This is a genomic window from Oleiphilus sp. HI0125 (assembly GCF_001635355.1).
This window is the reverse complement of record NZ_LWGF01000801.1, coordinates 1-2,210: the sequence shown is the minus strand read 5'-3', so window position 1 is coordinate 2,210 and position 2,210 is coordinate 1. Positions and strand designations below refer to the sequence as shown.

The window sequence follows — 2,210 nt, the reverse complement described above, 5'->3', positions numbered from 1 at the left end:
TTATGATCGTGGTGTGAAGTTGATCGGCGCAACGTGTCATTACGTGACGCAAGATCTCGATGAGGGGCCGATTATTGATCAGGATGTGATTCGTATTAATCACAGTGATACGATCGAAGATATGGTGCGCCTAGGCAAGGATGCAGAGAAGACTGTGTTGGCGCGTGGCTTGCGATTGCATATTGAAGATCGTGTTATCATTCATGAAAACAAAACGGTCGTATTCGCGTAAATTTCAGTTCTAAGGCGCGACTTTCTGTTGCGCTTTCTTCGCTTTCAGATCTTATTCAAAAATAGTGCGTTAACAAGCCCTCTAAAACGCGCTAAATGCTCTCTTTTGTTTTGTGCTTATGGTATAGTGCGTTGATTAATTTTGCGCTAACTTCCAAAATTGCTTTTGGTTTCAGTAAAACGCAAAGAAAGGCAAAGCGCTTCAATTTTTGCCTAATAACGATAAGTGCTCTAAGAGCATTACAAAAACGATCGAAATGAAAGGAATGCACTCCCTATGAGTGATCACGCTAAAGAAATCCTTCCCGTAAATATTGAAGATGAGTTGAAGCAGTCATACCTTGATTACGCGATGAGCGTAATCGTTGGTAGAGCATTGCCAGATGCTCGTGATGGTTTGAAACCTGTTCACCGACGTGTTCTTTTCGCAATGAGTGAATTGAACAACGATTGGAACAAAGCATACAAAAAGTCTGCTCGTGTTGTTGGTGATGTGATCGGTAAATACCACCCACATGGTGATTCTGCGGTCTACGATACAATTGTTCGTATGGCTCAGCCATTTTCTCTTCGTTACACATTGGTAGATGGTCAGGGTAACTTCGGTTCTATCGATGGGGATAATCCAGCTGCGATGCGTTATACGGAAATCCGTATGCAGAAGCTTGCGCATTCTTTGCTTGCTGATCTAGAGAAAGAAACGGTCGATTTTGTTCCTAACTATGATGGCACAGAGCAAATCCCAGAAGTCTTACCGACTCGTGTTCCTAACTTATTGGTGAATGGTTCATCAGGTATTGCGGTTGGTATGGCGACGAACATTCCTCCGCATAATTTGAATGAAGTTGTCAGTGGCTGTTTAGCCTTGTTAGACAATTCAGATATTACGACTGATGAGTTGATGGATTACATTCCTGGTCCAGATTTCCCGACTTCAGCGATTATTAACGGTCGAGCTGGTATTGTTCAGGCATATCAGACTGGTCGCGGTAAAATTTATCTACGCGCGCGTTATGAAGTGGAAACAGACGCGAAAGGTAAAGAGCGCATTGTCGTTACAGAAATTCCTTATCAGGTTAACAAGGCGCGTTTGATTGAGAAAATCGCAGAGCTTGTTAAAGATAAAAAGATCGAAGGGATTACCGAGCTTCGAGATGAGTCAAACAAAGAGGGCATGCGTATTGTTATTGAGTTACGTCGAGGTGAAGTGCCAGATGTAATTATGAATAACTTGTATTCTCAAACTCAGCTTGAGAACGTGTTTGGTATCAACATGGTTGCGCTTGTTGATGGTGAGCCAAAGACGATTAATCTTAAGCAGTCACTTGAGATTTTTGTTAAGCACCGTAGAGAAGTCGTTACCCGTCGTACTGTTTATTTGTTACGTAAAGCGAGAGAGCGTGGCCATATTCTCGAAGGTCTTACCGTCGCGCTTGCGAATATCGATCCAGTAATTGAGCTCATTAAGAAATCTCCAACCTCTGCTGAAGCGAAAGAAGCTTTGCTTGCTCAAGCTTGGGAGCCAGGTGCTGTAGTCGGCATGCTCGAGAAAGCGGGCGTTGATGCGTGTAAGCCTGATGATCTAGGCGAGGAATATGGATTTGTTGACGGTAAGTACCGTCTTTCTCCGACGCAAGCACAAGAAATTCTTAACATGCGCTTGCACCGTCTGACTGGTCTTGAGACAGAAAAACTCATTGCAGAATACAAAGAGATTCTTGAACGCATCACTGAGCTTCTTGGTATCTTAAGCGATCCAGATAAATTGATGGCTGTTATTCGTGAAGAGCTTGAAGCTATCAAAGAAGAGTATGGTGATGAGCGTTGCACAGAAATCATGTCTTCGCGTCGAGACCTAACAGTTGCAGACTTAATTACTGAAGAAGATTTAGTTGTCACTATTTCGCATGCAGGTTATGCGAAAACGCAGAAGCTTGAAGAATATCAGGCGCAGCGTCGTGGTGGGCGCGGTAAGTCTG

The 2,210-nt window shown here is 43.5% G+C and carries 2 protein-coding genes; both read left to right on the top strand.

The features are described 5' to 3' along the window. A partial coding sequence (locus A3762_RS12775; protein WP_304439286.1) for a formyltransferase family protein occupies positions 1–232 on the top strand: 232 nt, incomplete at its 5' end. Between the two features lie 276 nt (positions 233–508). After that, positions 509–2,210, top strand: a 1,702-nt coding sequence (gene gyrA, locus A3762_RS12770; RefSeq protein ID WP_068755901.1) for a DNA topoisomerase (ATP-hydrolyzing) subunit A, incomplete at its 3' end; no start/stop codon positions are given.